Annotated in this window: 12 protein-coding genes and 1 pseudogene; 4 read left to right on the top strand and 9 right to left on the bottom strand. The window is 58.7% G+C overall.

What is annotated here, in order from left to right:
• Positions 1-28 precede the first annotated feature (28 nt).
• The 5 genes from FHT82_RS18175 to FHT82_RS18195 are packed head-to-tail and all read right to left on the bottom strand — an operon-like array spanning position 29 to position 4,914.
• A complete protein-coding gene (locus FHT82_RS18175) occupies positions 29-1,099 on the bottom strand; it encodes a phosphotriesterase (protein WP_183733796.1) in 1,071 nt (356 codons plus the stop codon).
• Entirely contained in the window at positions 1,099-2,103 is a 1,005-nt protein-coding gene (locus FHT82_RS18180) for an ABC transporter permease (protein ID WP_183733799.1), read from the bottom strand. Before FHT82_RS18180 ends, FHT82_RS18175 begins: the two co-directional genes overlap by 1 nt.
• Positions 2,100-2,906 (bottom strand): ATP-binding cassette domain-containing protein, encoded by an 807-nt coding sequence (locus FHT82_RS18185; RefSeq protein WP_246698173.1) that lies wholly within the window; start codon positions 2,904-2,906, stop codon positions 2,100-2,102. The genes FHT82_RS18180 and FHT82_RS18185 overlap by 4 nt, the downstream gene beginning before the upstream one ends.
• Positions 2,906-3,856 carry a substrate-binding domain-containing protein gene (locus tag FHT82_RS18190; protein WP_183733805.1) on the bottom strand — a complete coding sequence of 317 codons (951 nt, stop codon included), beginning with the start codon at positions 3,854-3,856 and terminating at the stop codon, positions 2,906-2,908. Before FHT82_RS18190 ends, FHT82_RS18185 begins: the two co-directional genes overlap by 1 nt.
• Positions 3,853-4,914 carry a LacI family DNA-binding transcriptional regulator gene (locus FHT82_RS18195; protein ID WP_183733808.1) on the bottom strand — a complete coding sequence of 354 codons (1,062 nt, stop codon included), beginning with the start codon at positions 4,912-4,914 and terminating at the stop codon, positions 3,853-3,855. The genes FHT82_RS18190 and FHT82_RS18195 overlap by 4 nt, the downstream gene beginning before the upstream one ends.
• Positions 4,915-5,266: 352 nt before the next feature.
• Between FHT82_RS18195 and FHT82_RS18200 the strand changes: the two genes are divergently transcribed.
• A complete protein-coding gene (locus FHT82_RS18200) occupies positions 5,267-5,758 on the top strand; it encodes a hypothetical protein (protein WP_183733811.1) in 492 nt (163 codons plus the stop codon).
• A gap of 78 nt (positions 5,759-5,836) precedes the next feature.
• Positions 5,837-6,418 carry a YigZ family protein gene (locus FHT82_RS18205; protein ID WP_183733814.1) on the top strand — a complete coding sequence of 194 codons (582 nt, stop codon included), beginning with the start codon at positions 5,837-5,839 and terminating at the stop codon, positions 6,416-6,418.
• A 220-nt stretch (positions 6,419-6,638) separates the two neighbouring features.
• Here the strand turns inward: FHT82_RS18205 and FHT82_RS18210 are convergent, their stop codons facing one another.
• From FHT82_RS18210 to FHT82_RS18225, 4 genes are all read right to left on the bottom strand, one after another.
• Positions 6,639-7,769 carry a glycosyltransferase gene (locus FHT82_RS18210; RefSeq protein WP_183733817.1) on the bottom strand — a complete coding sequence of 377 codons (1,131 nt, stop codon included), beginning with the start codon at positions 7,767-7,769 and terminating at the stop codon, positions 6,639-6,641.
• A gap of 139 nt (positions 7,770-7,908) precedes the next feature.
• Positions 7,909-9,207: an ATP-binding protein gene (locus FHT82_RS18215; protein ID WP_183733820.1), complete on the bottom strand. Its 1,299-nt coding sequence runs from the start codon at positions 9,205-9,207 to the stop codon at positions 7,909-7,911.
• 332 nt (positions 9,208-9,539) lie between these two features.
• On the bottom strand, positions 9,540-9,911 hold the full coding sequence (locus FHT82_RS18220; RefSeq protein ID WP_183733822.1) for a hypothetical protein: 372 nt from the start codon (positions 9,909-9,911) through the stop codon (positions 9,540-9,542).
• 31 nt (positions 9,912-9,942) lie between these two features.
• Positions 9,943-12,768 carry a glycosyltransferase family 39 protein gene (locus FHT82_RS18225; protein ID WP_183733824.1) on the bottom strand — a complete coding sequence of 942 codons (2,826 nt, stop codon included), beginning with the start codon at positions 12,766-12,768 and terminating at the stop codon, positions 9,943-9,945.
• A 532-nt stretch (positions 12,769-13,300) separates the two neighbouring features.
• Between FHT82_RS18225 and FHT82_RS18230 the strand changes: the two are divergent.
• A pseudogene (locus FHT82_RS18230) lies at positions 13,301-13,904 on the top strand (MipA/OmpV family protein).
• 289 nt (positions 13,905-14,193) lie between these two features.
• Positions 14,194-14,940: a response regulator gene (locus tag FHT82_RS18235; protein ID WP_183733827.1), complete on the top strand. Its 747-nt coding sequence runs from the start codon at positions 14,194-14,196 to the stop codon at positions 14,938-14,940.
• The last annotated feature ends 427 nt before the right edge of the window (positions 14,941-15,367 follow it).

Below are 15,367 nucleotides of genomic sequence, written 5' to 3' on the forward strand. Positions count from 1 at the left end.
ATGTTTCCATTTCTTTTTATGTTTGCACTCAGGCAGTTGCCTGAAAGACCGATCGCGGGTTGGCGCGCATGAAAATGTCAAGCGTTGCGTCATCGAGACCGTGGCGCTTCAGGCGCGGCAGGAAGTGACGCAGGATATAGGCGTAGCCATTGCCCCCATAATGCTTGAGCATCATCTTCAAGAAGACGTCGTGGGACAGGAGAAGACGGTCGGTGTGCCCCATCTCGACGAGCTTGACGAGTGCCCGCGCCGCCTCCTCGTCGCTTGGGCATTGCACCTGCTGGTCCGCATAGAAGAAATCCATGCCGATCATGTCATATTCGAGAAATGCGCCGCGGGCGGCGAGTTCCGACTGATAGTTGAGATCGTCATGTGACGGGTTCATGTGGCAGAGCACCGTGTGCCTGAGATCGCCGCCTTCGGAGGCAACGACATCCAGAACCCTGTGCCCCAGGCGGAACCAGCCGGGAAGGTGAACCATCAAGGGCAGACCGGTGCGCACCTGTGCCTGGGCGGCACCCCGCAGCGATTTTTCTTCCTCGGCGGTGAAATCCGACGACACCCCGATCTCGCCGATCAGACCGATCCTGACATCGGTGCCGTCAGCGCCGATGATCGCCTCAGACACGATCTCGTCGGCGATCTGCCCGACCGACATGCCTGCAACCTTTTCCGGGTGCGAGGAGCCGAGATAGAAGCCGGCCCCCATGATAATGTTCAGTCCCGTCGCCTTGGAGATCCGCCGCAAGGCCAGCGGATCGCGGCCAATGCCCTGGCATGTCGGCTCGACGACCGTCTGGCCGCCGAGACCGGCAAAATCCTGAAGCTCTGTCACCGCAAGCGTCTCGTCGTCGAGCGTGATGTTGTGCTTGTTGACGAAAGGATCCTGCCGGAGCTCACCGAGGATTTCCATGCAGACGAAACCTTCGGCAAGATATTGCCGTTCGGGTTCTTTCGGGGCATGCCACCAGCAACGGCAATCATTGAGGATATGCTCGTGCATCAGCGTGACGCCGATGTCCGACACCGGTACAGGCCCCTGGACCGCCATCACATTGCCGGACCGCACGTGACCCGGCGAAAGCTCGTTTGTCGCCATCAGCTCTTCCTCCTGCCTGCCAAGCGGAAGTTGGCAGTGAAGATGCGGGTATTCAGCCAGATGGCAACCAGGATGATCGCTCCGGTGACGATCTGGGTGAAGAAAGGCGAGATATGCATTAGGATCAGGCCGTTGCCGATGACGGCAATGGTCATCGTGCCGAGGACGGTCCCGATCATGGTGCCGCGCCCGCCCATCAGCGAGGTGCCGCCGAGCACCACGGCCGCGATGACCTGCAGTTCGAAGCCGACGGCCGCATTCGAGGAGCCGGAGCCGAGACGGGCCGCGATCAACAGGCCCGCCAATGCCGAGGCGACCCCGGAGACGAGATAGACCGAGGCGACGATCCATTTGGCAGGCATGCCGACCCGGCGCGCGGCCTCCATGTTGGATCCGACCGCCACGATCTGCCGTCCGTATTTTGTAACCGCCATGACGACATATCCGACGATCGCGACCAGGATTGCGATGAGCGCCGGGACGGGAAAACCGGCGAGTTCGCCGCGTCCCAGATAGAAGAAGCCGGGCTCGTTGTTGATCGGGATGGAATAACCCTGTGTCAGGTAAAGCGCCACGCCGCGCAGGATGGAAAGCCCTGCAAGGGTAACGATGAAGGCGGGAATATTCTGGTAGGCGATGAACCAGCCCTGCAAAAGGCCGACGATGCCGCCGAGAGCGAGCATGCCGAGGCAGACGACCGGCCAGGGAATGCCGGTGGCGAGCGCAATTGCCGCGACGGCATTGATCAAAGCCAGCATCGAGCCGACCGACAGATCGATGCCGCCGGTGACGATGACGAGCGTCATGGCGACCGCAACGGCGAGGATGGGCGCGGCCTGACGCACGATGTTCAGGATGTTGCCCATCGTCATGAAGGTGGTGGTCGTCAGCGAAAAGAAGACGAGGCATGCCAGGAAAAAGAAGGCGATCGACAGGACCTGGGCGTTTTCGCTCAGGAAGTCGGCCATCGGCGAGCCCTTGGCGCGTTCGGTGTAGACGGTCAATGTCTTTCTCCCCCGACGATGAGCTTGACGAGATCCTCGAGATTGGTCTTGGCGATATCGCGCTCGGCGACCTTCGTGCCCTCGTACATCACCGCGATCCGGTCGCAGACCCGGAACAGGTCCTGAAGGCGGTGGGTGATGAGGACGACGGACACACCCTTTGCCTTGACCCTGTTGATCAGAGCGAGCACGGCTTCGACTTCGGCGACCGCAAGGGCCGAGGTCGGCTCGTCCATGATCAGGACCTTGGGGTTGAATGATGCCGCTCGGGCGATCGCAATCGCCTGCCGTTGCCCACCCGACAGCTTCTCCACCTTGGCAGAGAGGCGCGGAATGCGGATTTCAAGCGCGTCCAGCATCCGGCGTGCCTCGCTCATCATTCTCTGACGATCGAGAAACGGACCTTTGGTCAGCTCACGCCCGAGAAACAGATTGCCGACGACATCGATGTGGTCGCAAAGGCTCAGATCCTGGAAGACCATTTCGATATGGCGGTCGCGAGCATCTGCAGGCCCGGAAAGGCGAACCTCTTCGCCGTTGAGCGAAATCGTTCCCTCATCCGGCAGGTAGGTTCCGGAGATGATTTTGGTCAGTGTCGACTTGCCGGCAGCATTGTCGCCGACGAGGCCGAGGCATTCGCCGGGAAAGAGGTCCAGGTCGACGCCGCGCAGCGCCTGGTGCGAACCGAAGGTCTTGCGGATACCGCGCAACGACACGGCAGGCGTTCGCGCGGACGAGCCGGAGGAATGCGGGGAGGCTTGCGCCTCCCCGGCTCCGGCATAAACAGGCCGGTTGTCACTCATCATTTGAAGACGGCCCGGTACGGCTCGACATTTTCCTTCGTCACGATGGTGATCGGAACGGAGATGCTCTTTTCGACACTCTGACCTGCAGTCAGCTTGGCGAGAGCCTCGACCGCAGCCTTGCCTTCGCCGGCAGGATCCTGCTGGACGACGGCAACGACATAGCCGTCGTCAAGGCCGGAGATCGCCTGCGCGGTCAGATCCCAGCCAAAGACCTTGATGCTGTCCTGCTTGCCCTGGCTCTGGACAGCGGCGATCGCGCCAAGGAGAGCCGGCTCGCCCGTTGCGTAGATCGCCGTCATGTCCGGATTGCCGGTGATCAGGTTCTCGGCAGCGGCAAGCGCATTGTCCTGGATATTCTGGCCATCGACGACCCCTGACGTCTCGATGCCATCGCTCTTGATGGCATCCTCGAAGCCTTTCTGGCGAAGGTTCTGAATGTAGGAGTTCAACGCGCCGACAATGCCGACCTTGGCCTTGCCGCCCATGTTCTTCTTCACATAGTCGAGGAAATAGGCGCCCATGTCGGCGCCGGCCTTGCCGTTGTCGACGCCGATCTGCGACTTCTGAGGGCCTTCCGGCAGGACCGCGTCGATGGCAACGACCGGGATGCCGGCATCCGAGGCCTGCTTGACGGCCGGCATGATGCCGTTGACGTCGATCGCCACGACGATCAGGCCATCGACCTTCTGCTGGATGTAATTTTCGATGGCGCTGTTCTGGGCGGAAGCGTCATTATTGGCGTTGAAGATGACAAGCTTGTCGCCGGATGCATCGGCCGCCTTCTGGGCACCTTCGTTGATCTGATTGAAGAAAAGCGCCTGCTGATTGATCTGCACAAGCGCATAGGTCTTGCCGGCCGCCTGGGCAAGCGAGGCTCCGAGTGTGGCACCGGCGAGCGCGGTAAAGGCAAGAGCGGCGGTAAACGCCCGACGTCTGATCTGTTTCATGTTCTCATCCTCTGGTTCTGTTCTCGTTGCTTATTATGGGTCGACGGCGGCGCAACGGAGTTCCGCACGACGATTTCGACTGGCACGAGTTCCTCGGTGGCGAGCGATTTTCTCTCCTGCCAGTTTGTCTCGAGAAGAAGGGATAGGGCACGACGGCCGATGGTGCGCACCGGCTGCCGGATCGCGGTCAAAGGGGGCGCAAAGAGGTGCAGCGGGCTGACGTCGTCAAAGCCGATGATCGAGAGGTCCTCAGGGATTGCAATCCCTCTTTCCCGCAGAACTTCGATCATGCCGATCGCGATTTCATCGGAACTGGCAAAGATGGCCGTCGCCGGCATGCCTTCGTCGAGAAACCGGCGCGCCATGTCGCGCCCGCAGCCCACGGTATATTCGCCGCTGTAACGTCTTATCGATATATCGTCGCCAAAACGCTCGCGTAGCCCTTCACGCAAGCCGTTGAAACGCCGCTGCGTGCTGATCATCGCATCGGGGCCGCCGACATAGAGCACGTGGCGATGGCCAAACTCAGCCAGATGACGGCCCGCCAGATGACCACCCTGAAAATTGTCACAGAAGAGCTTGGGAACGGCTGCAAGCGGAACGTCTTCGTCGACGACGATGACCTTGCCGGTCCGGTTGATAAGCGCCGCCAGATCTCCGTTATCGGGATGGTTGGTGACGAACACGAGGCCGTCGACGTGATTATGCTCAATCAGTTTGAGATAGGCGACCTCGCGACCGGTGCGGTTGAGCGTCGCATAGAGCGAAACGGCAAGCCCGCGGTCGTTCGCCTCCTCCTCCACAGCCGCCACCATGGTCGCAAAGAACGGGTTGGCAATATCGGGGACGACGAGGCCGATCGTGTCGGAGCGACCACGGCTCAGTCGCCGCGCGTGCGGGTTCGGCTGATATTTGAGGGAGGCGATTGCATTCTCGATGCGCTGCTTGGTCAGGGCCGGAAGATCCAGCGAACCATTCAGCATGCGAGAGACCGTCGTCACCGAAACGCCGGCGGCTCTCGCAACATCTTTCAACCCTGGGGTCCGTTCCTGCGCCATCGAGCTTGTAAACCGCTTTAGTAAAACGCTTTACTTACACTCCATGAGAAGAGATGAGCTGTCAAGAGCCGTAGGCAGAAGGTCGCATAATCCATCTGCACGATGAGGCTGGCGACCATTCCGACGCGTTTAGGCAGGTCGTCATCCTAATGCGTCGGGCTGACCGCCCACGGCCATTACGCCGGTGCGCCAACCTCTTGCTCCGATATCGAAGATTGCATTGTCCTTGGCCGTTGTGGCAGAGACCAGAGATATCGTTGACGGCTGGAAGGTAGTCTTGTCGGGTGTAAGCCGCGAGACTGCCCACCGTTGGCAAGAATTTTAGGGCTGATGCCCTCATTGTGGATCCGTTATGACAGCCTCTCTCTATGCCGATTATGTTCAAGATCTGAAGGCGACCTTGGACGACCTCTTTGAGCGGTCTGATCGATATCAAACGTTCGACCTGCATGTCGAACTCGCGATGGGCGAGGCCCTTCTCGTTTATCAGACGAAACGGCAAAGAGGGCAAACGGATACGATCGCCTACGCCCGAACGCCCAAAGGCAACGCGCAGATTTCGCCGGCAACTGCCTATCAGCGGGTCTCGGCCTTCCTGACGATGCAAGACCATATTGCATTGACAGGCGATCCCATGATCAGCCTCAACGCGGAATATCCGCACGCCGCCATCAGCTTCGAGCACAGAGCCAAGGGCGCACCATTCAAAAGCTCGATGAAGATGATCTTCATCGGGGTCAATGGAACGGAGGACGCCAGCCGTTACCTTGCGATGACGAAAGAACCAGCTGCCGTCGTCACGACGCGGCCGCACCATTCGACGAGGCTCTGGGAATGGAAATAGGAAGCCTGCGTCCATCGCACGGTTCAGCCGGTCGGAGCGCTGGGATGAGACTATCAACTACGATAATTCCGGTTATTCATGTTTTGTCTCGTTGAGCCAGTCACGCTCGAGGCGACGATCAAGAAAAGCAGATTTATCGCGTCCGCTTTTCCTGTCGTCGATGAAGCCGAGGCGACAAAGGTCATCGCGGAGAATTCCTCGGCGACGGCAAACCACAATTGCTGGGCATGGCGTATCGGGCAGGGCTATCGCTTTAGCGATGACGGTGAGCCCACCGGCACAGCGGGCAAACCGATACTGGCTACCATCGACGGCCGATCGCTCGACAATATTGTCGTCATCGTTACCCGTTGGTTCGGAGGCGTTCTGCTTGGCACAGGCGGCCTCGTTCGGGCCTATGGCGGAACTGCCGGAGCCTGTCTGAAAACAGCCACCCTTGCGCCCATCGTCACGATGGTCGAACGAAAACTCAATCTGCGGGTCTCCGATCTGTCGATGGTGAAGGCTCGCCTCTCTTCCTTTGAAGGTATGCGTATCGTCGCACAGCACTTCGACGGGATCAGTGCCGAAATGAACCTGCAGATTCCAGAGGATGACCTGGAGACAATTTCTCGTTTGATCGCCGATCTGACACGGGGGCGATCGAAGCTGGAGCCTTAGCGATCATTGGCAGTTCTCACCTGCCGGCATCGCATCGAGGGCCGACCCGAATTCATGGCGCTCGATGAAGCCATGCTTGGTGCGGTAGTCATAGGCCTCGACGGAAGACATGCAGGGCATCGCCCTTTCTCACGGCGAAGGGATCGGCGAGAAAGCGCCTCGGCCGGCGCCGGCACGATGCCGACCTGCCAGAAATCACTCTTGGCTTCAGACGCATGGATCAACCGCGGAGGATCGATATTGCTGGCGGCGTGCGCAGTGCTTCCTGTGCGACCTCGGAATAGAAATGCAGAACGTTGCCAACGCCCGCCAATCGAGAGAAGGGACGCATGTCGTAGGTCACGCGCGCCGAAGCGGTCACGTCGTCGGCCCGAAACCAGTCAGCCAGGGCCTCGGACAGGCTCTCAACGGAGCCCGGATCGACGAATCTCACCGGATGCTCGCGCAGATATTCTGCCGGCCCCTCCGTCGCCGTGGTGATGATCGGCAGCCCCTCGTTCATGGCTTCGAGGATGGCAAGCCCTGCCGACTCCTCACGGGATGGGGAAACGAAGAGATCCAGATTGCGCAAAAAACCTGCGACATTGTCAGAATATCCGAGAAGGTGAATCCTTTTATCGCCTCTTGCGAGTTTCTGCAGGGCAGCATGTTGCGGCCCCTTGCCGACGATGACAAGAGCCGCGTCTTTGGGTGCCGTCTGCAGAAAGGCCGATATCAGAATGTCATTTCCCTTGCTGGGATGAAGACGTCCGACGGCTCCAACGAGCCTGGTCACAGGTGGCAGGTTCAACTGACGCCGCAGGTCGAGAGGGCGGTCCGCGCCGCGCTCCGGTAGCCAGTTCGAAATGACGGCCGACCGCCCGGCATAGACGCCGAGGCGCGACGTCTGGGCTCGGTTGACGCAGATTACGCCGTCGAGATGCGCATGCTGTTTGGCCTTGAACCCGACATGCAGGGTCGCAACCCTGGTTACTGTATCCGAAACCGTCGCAAGCGCTTTGCACCCTGAACTGAGATGTGCATGAGCGACTTCGATTTTCGAGCTCGCTATAAGACGCCGCAGCCGCAGACGGCGCAAGAACGGCGTTTTCAAGCGATGGAAAATGACCCGATCGGAGACGAGCGCAGCCATGTTGGGGCCGCGTGCCGCGAGGTGAACTTCGTGCCCGAGAGCGGCCTGCCCATTGGCGAGATCGATGCAATATCTTTCTGACCCTGCGATTTCCGAAGCGAAAAGCACATGCAATATTCGTAGTTTCGTCGAAACACCCGTGCGATCAGCCGCAGCATCGTCGCCTTTGAAAAGCAGCGGATGCCGGGTGTCCTCGAAGTTCAAGTTTTTGCCGCTCATGACCATGTTCCCAATGACACAGGAAAAGTACGGCCGATGAGAATGAAAGTATGTGAAGTATTGTTTAGAGTTGTTTCGGGTCGCGTGCGTGAGAAGTTAGCAAGCGTTAAATTTGAACCTCGTTGGGCGCGCCCCTCAATTAAGAAGCAGCGTTGATCAAATCCGGAGAAGGCAGCTTAATCTCGACGATCAAGCCATGCGGCGCGGCATTCTCGAGCGTAAGTGTCCCGAAATGGCTTTGAACAATGTCTTGAACGATCGACAATCCCAAACCGAACCCGCCATCGTTGCGCGCACTATCAAGCTTGTAGAAGGGCTCCAATACGTCGGCTCGGAATTCAGGAGGAATTCCCGGCCCATCGTCCGTGACGCTGATGCTGACGGCTCGATCAGGTTTAACGTGAAGCTCCACATTCACATGTCGAGCAAACTTCGTTCCGTTGTCGATGAGATTTGCAACGGCGCGCTTCAGGGCATGGGGTTTGCAGGGATATGCAAAACGATCGGGTCCGCGATATGTCACCGAGTGCCCCATGTCCGCAAAATCGTTGCAAGCCGTGACAATAAGGCTCGGCAGGTCCGCTCGGAGCTGATTTTCCTTCGATATGTCTTTCCTGAGATAGACTAGGGTCTCCTCGACCATGAGCGTCAGGGCGTCGATATCGGCCAGCAAGGCTGCCCGCAGCGGGGGCTCACCCGAGCGCTCCGCCCTGAGACGCAGGCGCGTGAGCGGCGTCCTGAGGTCGTGACTGATCGCCCGCAGCATGCGCGTGCGCGCTTCGATCATTGCGCGGACGCGGCTGCGCATGTCGTTTAACGACTTTGCGAGCGTGCGGACTTCCGGAGGGCCGATCTCGTCGAAGGGACGCTCCGGGCCTTTGTCTGGATCAAGGTCTCGGGCCGCCTGCGAAAACCGTTGGAGGGGCAATGCGATCATCCGGCCTCCGTAAAGCGACAACAGAATGACGGGTACGAACATTGCCATCGTTGCGAGCAGATCGCTGATCTCCCGATCGGTGATGCGCGAGTCGGGCACCGCGGATGGGAGCGCGAAGGAAAGCGCATAGTCGCGATCGATCCCCACGATCAACTCCTGCTCCAGGTTGCTCGTGGCTGATTGCGGGCGAAGTTTGACGTCGATGGCCGGCGAGAGATTGTTCTCGATCTCCGAGCGAAAGCTTCCTATGTCGTCCGGCGGTTCAGCACCGCGTAATCCCGTTGCCGATACTTCTTCAGCCTGAAGCCCGGCCCTCGCTGCAGCAGCAAGGATTGTCGCCTTCTGTTCTGGCGTCTGTGCCGACCGCGTCATGTCCACCACGAACTCGATTCGCATGGCGACGGCACGCGCTTGCGACACGCTTTCTGGTTCCTTGATCGTTAGATGCTCGCTGATGATGCCCAGGATGGCAAAAAGCGCCACCGGACCGACAGCAAGCAAAGCAACCTGCCTCTGAATGGAATCTGCGAAAAATCGCGCCAGCCTCATCACACGTCCTCATACCCGCTTAGCAAACCACCGGTCGGCTGACCGGCTTTTTCATCTCGCCATGCGCGGATGAGTCGTTCCGTGGGCAGGCAACTGAGCCAATGCAATTATCTGTAGCAATTGCGCCGAGATGTCAGTTGGAAAGATGTTTTTATTTGTTAACGCCATTTTCCGTGCGGCTGTTCGAGCACCGATCGAGCACGTCGGCGAGAGTTGTACCTATGCCTTTTGCATCCTGCCTCGTCCGCAGCGTTCGATCAGATTGCGCAGCAGGACGGCGGCACTTAGTTGACGAACGGCGCGCCATAGCGGGATGCGCCTGACGGATACTTGTTGTTGTCTCGGACCCGTTCGAGAAAAGCCTGTCTGTCGAACAGGGCCGACTGTTCACCTGCCGACGCGTCGTGGTTCGGCAAAACGAAGGCCTGGATGTTGACGACGGGAATATTGGCGAGCCCTCGAACTTCTCCGATCTTCGATGTGACCGTGACGACGACGCAGCAAGCCAGAAGTTCCAGTGCAAGCTCCAGTTCAGTTATATTCCCGACGCTTCTGACGTCGAAGCCGCCGCTGCGCAAAACTTCGCTGGCAAGGTACAAGCCCCGGTGATCCGGAATATAGACAAGAACTGGATGGAAGGCGCTTTCGCTGGACATGAATCGTTTCCTTTCGGTTGAACCTCCCTTCTTAAGCTATGGGTTTCTTTTCAAAAGTGGGTTTCGTTATATTAAGTTTTGTGTCCAGGAATGCTTTTTGTTGCCATATCTCGCGACGAGGAGTGGGCGCTTTCTCTTCCGGATCTCTTCGCGCGATTGCCGGTGTCGATGAGGAAGCGACTCTTGCTTTAGCGAAGGCATTAGGCGGGCCATCGCCCGACCTGCGGAAGCCGTAGCCTACCCTGTAAAAAAACTCACCTGCGGCGGCCCGATCCTTATAAACAACGCGCCGTTCCACCGGACCGATGTTCTCGAACCATGCGGCCAGGCCATCGGAAGAGAGGCTGTCATCCTTCAGGCCGTACATGATCACGACCCTGCCCTCTGGTGAGCTTCCGGATTGCCAGAGCTCGAACATCAGGCCAGCGTCCCCGAAGAGGTTTCGACTGGTGATGTCGTCCAATAGCATTCGGCCCTTGCTGTAAAAGCCAAGTTCGCTGGCCACATTGTACTTGTCCATTCCGACAAGGAGCGGCGCGGCCCCTGTTTCGGCAGCAACCTTTGTCTTGATCTCTTCGGCAGCAGAGACGAACTCTTCCCAGGCAATCGGCATCCCCCGCAAGCCGTTGGAATATCCGACAAACGGAAGGCCGAGCGCGAGATAGTGGAGCAGGAGCGAAAAGAACAGGATACTGCCAATAGTGGACACCTTCACGGCTGTCACGACGCGGGACATTGTGCCGGATTTCAGGGCGGTTTCGGTAATATTGGCCATGATCGGAAACAGGGCCAGCCAGGCCGGCCCGGTCCAGTTCAGCTTGACCGCATGAAACAGGCTGAAGAAAGTGAAGACGGTAAGCGGCACCAGGGTGAAGACGGCAAGGAATGCGTCCTGGCCGCGCAAATTGCTTCTGTCGGAAAGCCGCGCCCTCCAGCCCGTTGCAGCAGCAGCCAGAAGCAGGCCGGCGGGTCCCAGCAACATTGCAATGAACATCAGAAGGGTGGGGGTCGAAAAGACAATATCGTCCGATAGCCACCGACGGCTCCCCTGGAATTGGAACGACGCCCAGTCGTGAGTGGCATTCCAGGCGATGACGGGCGAGAATAACAGCGTCGCCGAAATGACGCAGAGATATGGCCAGCTCGTTGAAAGCCATCGCCGAGACTGCGGATGAAGGATTAAGAAGACGAGGGTCGCCGGCCCAAGAAGAGCAATCGTATATTTCGACAGCATCCCGAGACCGATGCAGATGCCTGCGCCGAGCCAGGCTTTTCGACGATTTGCGAGAATTGCCTGCTGCAAAAAATAGAGCGCTCCCGCCCATGCAGCGGTCAACGGAGCATCAGGGGTCGTCAGCGTGCCAGTGGCAAAGAAAAATGGAAGGACTACCAACAACAGCAGCGCCAGAAAAGCGGACATGCGGCCAAAGACTTCGCTTGTGAAGCGGAACATGAAATATGCGGTTGCAAACCAGCACAGGCTGGCGCCGATCCGAACACCAAACTCAGTGTCGCCGAAAACTGTCGTTCCAAGCCATATCAACCAGGCGACCATCGGCGGATGATCGAGATAACCCCAGTCCAAATGTTGAGCGTAAGCCCAGTAGTAGGCTTCCTGCGGCATGAGATCGATGGCCCCCTGGTAGAGCAGCCGCAGAACAGCAACATAGGCGGTGAGACCAATTGCCGCCAACTTCCATCGACTCGTGACGGGGAGCAGGTCGTTGCCGCGAAAGGCGTAAAGATCGTTTCCGATGTAGCTGACGATGCCGCCGCCAATGATGCCCGCCGCCAGGACCACGGGCATCGGAAAACCAAGTTCCGATGCTGCCGAGATGAAACCGCCGCGCATTGCCAGCGCCAGGATCAAAACGATCGCAAAACGCGCCAATTGCCCCCTGTCCTTCCGGCGGTCGCCGAAGGAGTAACGGGCATGTCCGATATAATTGCAGGCTGATGCGACGCAGAAGCCCCAGATGTGCGCAACCATGATGTTTGCGCCAAGTGCCTGTGCAAAGGACACGATCAGAAAGTCCAGCATGAAGCCCGCCATGCCGACCAGCAAGAAGCGTTTGAACGTGCCGGAGAACGTCGTGCCTCGGGAATATTCCAGCAACTGTCCGAGATAGGCGAGCAACTGGCTGCTTCCGATTTTCGATTTGCCCGACTGCCGCTCGAAGAACGATATTGGCACCTCGCAAACGCGGAACCCAGGACCGCCTGCAAACAGCGCCGCCAGTCCGATCTTGAACCCCTTGGTGTGAGCGCCGGCAGCCAGGAGGGAGGACCGGCGAATGGCGAAAAAGCCGGATAGCGGATCTTTGACCTCGGTGAAGGGAGAGGCAAAGGCCGCGCCCAGGCGCGAAAGCGCGCGGCGATGCAAAGGCCAACCGACCGTGACACCACCATCCACATAGCGGCTGCCGATGGCCATGTCATAGCGACCGGACGCAACGTGATCGACCAATTCCCTGACGGAAGGAGCAGGATGGCTTCCGTCGGCGTCGATCACGACGACAACAGGATATTTGGTCCGCGCCGATGCCGATAGGACATCTTCGGCCAAACCACCGCCCCCTTCGTTTCGCATAAGCACAACAGGATGCTGTGATCCCCATCGCTCGACCTTTTCGCATGTTCCGTCGCTCGAGCCGCCGTCCGCCACGATGATCTCAAATTCAAAGTGGCCACGAAGATTGGCGACGATTTCGCCGATCACACGGTCGACGTTTTCCGCCTCGTTCAAGGTGGGAAGGATAATCGAAACCGATGGATGGGGGCCAAATCGGTACAGTCCCGAGGACGCCGGCGTTTCGACCGCCTCGCCCTCCGGCAATGGCTTCACATGCGACAACATGAATCTCTCCAGGCTATTTTTCTCGGCGCGATCGGGGAACCCCGGCGGCACGACGGCCTGGAAGTAGCGGTTCGGAGGATGGAGCAGTTTTAAGTGATGTTAACGCCCGCTGCGATTTGTTGCCGGACGGCAGGCGACCTGCGGGAGCGGACCGCCGATCCGCGAAGTTTCGAGCCCTGCTTCAGCAGAAACATCTCTTAACAAGACAAAATTCATTCCAAAGCCGTTTTCACGCACCTTCCGCGCGGTCGCAGCGCGACGTGGCAAACAAACATCCCAGGAGCGAACGTTGTCTTTTATGATTAGAAATACCGGCTTGATCATAGTGTCGGCGCTGGCTATGCCCCTGGCAACGAGCAATATGGCTGAAGCCGCGGATGCCGATGCGTACAGTGCCGGTGAGCCGATGGCACCGGGTTCGGATGGCGAGCGCCCGAGCGGCTGGCGCGGTAAATTTCACGATTGGGACGTCGTCGTCGGTGCCGGAGCCATATACGGCCCGAAATTCGAGGGATCGAAAGACTTCAAGGTCATGCCGGTCCCTTTCATCTCGGCGACGTTCTTCAATGATTATGTTCACCTCGGCCCGGGCGGGGTGTCAGTCGATCTCTACAAGGTGGAGAATTTCAAGGTCAGCGCCAGAGGTGGCATTGAGTTCGGGCGAAACGAAGATGACAGCAGTCATCTGGAGGGACTTGGCGATATCGACGACGCCGGCGTCGTCGGAGCCGCCATCTCCTATGAGCTTGGACCAATCGAACTGAGCGCGGGTATCGACAAGATCATTGGCGGCAGCGACGGTCTCACCGGCAAGTTCGGTGCGGAATACTCGCATTTTGCCGGGCGGTTCATCTTCTCCGCCGGCGCCGGCCACCTGGGCTGACGGCAAGTACATGAGATCCTACTTTGGCGTCACTCCGCTGCAGTCAGCGAGATCCGGCCTTGACGAGTTTGACGCTGGGGCCGGCTTCAAGCGCGTCGACCTCAGCGCCTCCGTCACCTATATGGCGTCCGAGCACTGGTTTATTCGCGGCCAGGCCGAACTCGGGATTTTGACCGGCGACGCCAGGAAAAGCCCGGTAAGCCAGAAAGATATCCAGCCTTCCATGATGATGTTCGTCGGTTACAAGTTTTAGCAGCGTTACCGGACCAGATCGTGCGGGGACGTGGAGGAAGGTCGGCTACCGAGATAGTCAACGTCATGTTAGGGTCGCAGTCGGAATTGGCTCGGTCGCGCTCAGGCGTGAACGGCGCAAACCTCCCAGGCGGCCAAGAGGCTTTGCCTTGCTTCGCTTCGACTATCGCCGAGCCACGACACTTTCGGCAACGCCCCGCATGTCCGTGAAAACATGGAAACCAGATGCATACGACTTTGCTGATAAACGTGATCCGAAGCGAACGCTTTCTTGAATTCAGGCGCCGATAATGAACAGTACCGCAATCAACGCTTCCACCCATGCCCCTACGCGCATCCTCATTGTCGAGGACGATCGCGATATTGCGAGCATGTTGATCGACCTCATGAAGGAGGCGGGCTACGCCGCCGAAGCGGTCGGATCGGCAATGGAAATGGATCGGCTCCTGAAAAAGAAGGAATTCCAGGTCATCGTTCTCGACGGCATGCTGCCTGGCGAGGACGGCTTCAGCATCTGCCGGCGGATCAGATCGTCGAGCACGGTCCCGATTTTGATGCTGACGGCCTTGACGAAGGAAATCGACAGGGTCATCGGCCTGGAATTGGGGGCCGACGACTATGTCACCAAACCATTCAACTCGAGAGAACTCCTTGCAAGGATAAAGGCGCTCCTGAGGCGGTCGTCATACGCGCTGCAGGTAAAGCCGGTCCAGGAGGCAATGACGTTCGCGGGCTGGCGCATCGACCCGGTCACACGGGAATTGACCGACAGCGAAGGTGTGCATGTGTCACTGACGACGGCGGAGTTCGACGTGCTGCTGGTGTTTTGTCAGAACCCGCGGCAGGTTATGAATCGCCAGGAAATTCTTGCCCGCACCCACGCCGGTTCCGCCGGCCCGGTCGAGCGCAGCATCGATGTGCATGTCAGCCGCGTGCGCCAAAAGATCGAGCCCGACTATAAGGACCCGACCTTCATCAAGACCGTGCGGCTCGGCGGTTATATATTCACCCCCGAGGTTGCGATAGCGCAGGACTGACTGCCCTTCCCTCCCGCTGAAGGCGACCGGGATTTCGTGAAGCGGACTGCGAACGTGCTGCATTCAGAAGCAGGATTTCGAATTCTTCGACAGACACGCCGTCGGCGCGCAGCAATTGTCCTATCAATGGGTCGTTCAACACATCGGCGATTGTCATCTCGACATGGGGCATGATCGTCTCCTGCTGACTTGTTCTCCTCATCGATAGGCGCTGCAGGAAGCGCACGCATGTCGAACCCGCGGCGAAAGCAAGGCGTTTGTTCAAGATTTGTTGCTAGGGACCGGGCGAGGATTTCGCATGTCCGCCGCAGCCGTGGAGCGGACGGCCGGACACCCTGCGGAGCGTGATACCATCGATCCGCAGGGTGTCGGATTCGGTCGCGCAACAACTTTTAACAACACGTAATCCAAGGCAATCCGGAATCCG

It is taken from the genome of Rhizobium sp. BK275, from assembly GCF_014193555.1.
GTDB lineage: Bacteria > Pseudomonadota > Alphaproteobacteria > Rhizobiales > Rhizobiaceae > Rhizobium.